Genomic DNA, 3570 nt, shown 5'->3' with positions numbered 1-3570 from the left:
TTCACGGACTTAGCATCGCCTGATTCAATGTTTGGCGCTTCAAAGCGGGTACCGGAATATCAACCGGTTGTCCATCGACTACGCCTGTCGGCCTCGCCTTAGGTCCCGACTTACCCTGGGCAGATCAGCTTGACCCAGGAACCCTTAGTCAATCGGCGCACACGTTTCTCACGTGTGAATCGCTACTCATGCCTGCATTCTCACTCGTGAACCGTCCACAACTACCTTCCGGCGCTGCTTCACCCGGCACACGACGCTCCCCTACCCATCACAGTCCCCGTTGGGGGTATGTACTGCAATGACACGACTTCGGCGGTACGCTTGAGCCCCGCTACATTGTCGGCGCGGAATCACTTGACCAGTGAGCTATTACGCACTCTTTCAAGGGTGGCTGCTTCTAAGCCAACCTCCTGGTTGTCTCTGCGACTCCACATCCTTTCCCACTTAGCGTACGCTTAGGGGCCTTAGTCGATGCTCTGGGCTGTTTCCCTCTCGACCATGGAGCTTATCCCCCACAGTCTCACTGCCGCGCTCTCACTTACCGGCATTCGGAGTTTGGCTAAGGTCAGTAACCCGGTAGGGCCCATCGCCTATCCAGTGCTCTACCTCCGGCAAGAAACACACGACGCTGCACCTAAATGCATTTCGGGGAGAACCAGCTATCACGGAGTTTGATTGGCCTTTCACCCCTAACCACAGGTCATCCCCCAGGTTTTCAACCCTGGTGGGTTCGGTCCTCCACGAAGTCTTACCTCCGCTTCAACCTGCCCATGGCTAGATCACTCCGCTTCGGGTCTTGAGCGCGCTACTCCATCGCCCTATTCGGACTCGCTTTCGCTACGGCTTCCCCACACGGGTTAACCTCGCAACGCACCGCAAACTCGCAGGCTCATTCTTCAAAAGGCACGCAGTCACGAGATGCAGCAAGCTGCATCCGACGCTCCCACGGCTTGTAGGCACACGGTTTCAGGTACTATTTCACTCCGCTCCCGCGGTACTTTTCACCATTCCCTCACGGTACTATCCGCTATCGGTCACCAGGGAATATTTAGGCTTAGCGGGTGGTCCCGCCAGATTCACACGGGATTTCTCGGGCCCCGTGCTACTTGGGAAATACGCAAGAGAGCCGCACAGATTTCAGCTACGGGGGTCTTACCCTCTACGCCGGGCCTTTCGCATGCCCTTCGCCTATCCATACGGTTTCTGACTCTCCGACCAGCCGGCAGACTGATCAAGCACACTCCCACAACCCCGCATGCGCAACCCCTGCCGGGTATCACACACATACGGTTTAGCCTCATCCAGTTTCGCTCGCCACTACTCCCGGAATCACGGTTGTTTTCTCTTCCTGCGGGTACTGAGATGTTTCACTTCCCCGCGTTCCCTCCACACTGCCTATGTGTTCAGCAGCGGGTGACAGCCCATGACGACTGCCGGGTTTCCCCATTCGGACACCCCCGGATCAAAGCTCGGTTGACAGCTCCCCGGGGCCTATCGCGGCCTCCCACGTCCTTCATCGGTTCCTGGTGCCAAGGCATCCACCGTGCGCCCTTAAAAACTTGGCCACAGATGCTCGCGTCCACTGTGCAGTTCTCAAACAACGACCCGTTCCCCGTCACCCCCACACATGACGCGTGAAGTACACCGAGACCGGTCAAACTGAAGGAAAAACATTCCCTCAGGACCCAACAGCGTGCCCGGCCAGACTCATCCTCTTCACTGTGTTCCACGCCGAAGCAGTACTAACAGGAAGAATCCTTGGCTCACCGAATAGTCAACGTTCCACCCATGAGCAAACCGTGCGAGACATTCGCTCGCAGTCGGCTATGCGCTCCTTAGAAAGGAGGTGATCCAGCCGCACCTTCCGGTACGGCTACCTTGTTACGACTTCGTCCCAATCGCCAGTCCCACCTTCGACGACTCCCTCCCACAAGGGGTTGGGCCACCGGCTTCGGGTGTTACCGACTTTCGTGACGTGACGGGCGGTGTGTACAAGGCCCGGGAACGTATTCACCGCAGCAATGCTGATCTGCGATTACTAGCGACTCCGACTTCATGGGGTCGAGTTGCAGACCCCAATCCGAACTGAGACCGGCTTTTTGAGATTCGCTCCACCTCACGGTATCGCAGCTCATTGTACCGGCCATTGTAGCACGTGTGCAGCCCAAGACATAAGGGGCATGATGACTTGACGTCGTCCCCACCTTCCTCCGAGTTGACCCCGGCAGTCTCCTGTGAGTCCCCATCACCCCGAAAGGCATGCTGGCAACACAGAACAAGGGTTGCGCTCGTTGCGGGACTTAACCCAACATCTCACGACACGAGCTGACGACAGCCATGCACCACCTGTACACCGACCACAAGGGGGGCACTATCTCTAATGCTTTCCGGTGTATGTCAAGCCTTGGTAAGGTTCTTCGCGTTGCGTCGAATTAAGCCACATGCTCCGCCGCTTGTGCGGGCCCCCGTCAATTCCTTTGAGTTTTAGCCTTGCGGCCGTACTCCCCAGGCGGGGAACTTAATGCGTTAGCTGCGGCACGGACAACGTGGAATGTCGCCCACACCTAGTTCCCAACGTTTACGGCGTGGACTACCAGGGTATCTAATCCTGTTCGCTCCCCACGCTTTCGCTCCTCAGCGTCAGTATCGGCCCAGAGATCCGCCTTCGCCACCGGTGTTCCTCCTGATATCTGCGCATTTCACCGCTACACCAGGAATTCCGATCTCCCCTACCGAACTCTAGCCTGCCCGTATCGAATGCAGACCCGGGGTTAAGCCCCGGGCTTTCACATCCGACGCGACAAGCCGCCTACGAGCTCTTTACGCCCAATAATTCCGGACAACGCTCGCGCCCTACGTATTACCGCGGCTGCTGGCACGTAGTTAGCCGGCGCTTCTTCTGCAGGTACCGTCACTCTCGCTTCTTCCCTGCTGAAAGAGGTTTACAACCCGAAGGCCGTCATCCCTCACGCGGCGTCGCTGCATCAGGCTTTCGCCCATTGTGCAATATTCCCCACTGCTGCCTCCCGTAGGAGTCTGGGCCGTGTCTCAGTCCCAGTGTGGCCGGTCGCCCTCTCAGGCCGGCTACCCGTCGTCGCCTTGGTAGGCCATCACCCCACCAACAAGCTGATAGGCCGCGGGCTCATCCTGCACCGCCGGAGCTTTCCACCACCATGAGATGCCTCAAGTGGTCGTATCCGGTATTAGACCCCGTTTCCAGGGCTTGTCCCAGAGTGCAGGGCAGATTGCCCACGTGTTACTCACCCGTTCGCCACTAATCCCCCACCGAAGCGGGTTCATCGTTCGACTTGCATGTGTTAAGCACGCCGCCAGCGTTCGTCCTGAGCCAGGATCAAACTCTCCGTGAATGCTTCCTCGTAATCGAGGTCAACACTCGCGTTGAGCGGAACAAGCAGGAGGAATAATCCTGCTCGTTCACAGCGTCCTCGCTGTGTTTTTTCTTCAAAGGAACCTCGTCCCAGACCATCAGGCCCGGAGACGGGGTATCAACTAATCTGGCGTTGACTTTTGGCACGCTGTTGAGTTCTCAAGGAACGGACGCTTCCTTCG

Annotated in this window: 2 rRNA genes; both read right to left on the bottom strand. The window is 57.6% G+C overall.

Annotated elements, in window-relative coordinates:
- A 23S ribosomal RNA gene (locus E4099_RS30455) occupies nucleotides 1–1565 on the bottom strand; the annotation flags it as partial.
- A gap of 274 nt (nucleotides 1566–1839) precedes the next feature.
- A 16S ribosomal RNA gene (locus tag E4099_RS30450) occupies nucleotides 1840–3368 on the bottom strand.
- Nucleotides 3369–3570: the final 202 nt, after the last annotated feature.

Source organism: Streptomyces palmae, from assembly GCF_004684805.1.
In the GTDB taxonomy this organism is placed as follows: Bacteria; Actinomycetota; Actinomycetes; order Streptomycetales; family Streptomycetaceae; genus Streptomyces; species Streptomyces palmae.
The sequence above is the reverse complement of the archived record's forward strand: the minus strand, read 5'-3'. Positions and strand labels throughout refer to the sequence as shown.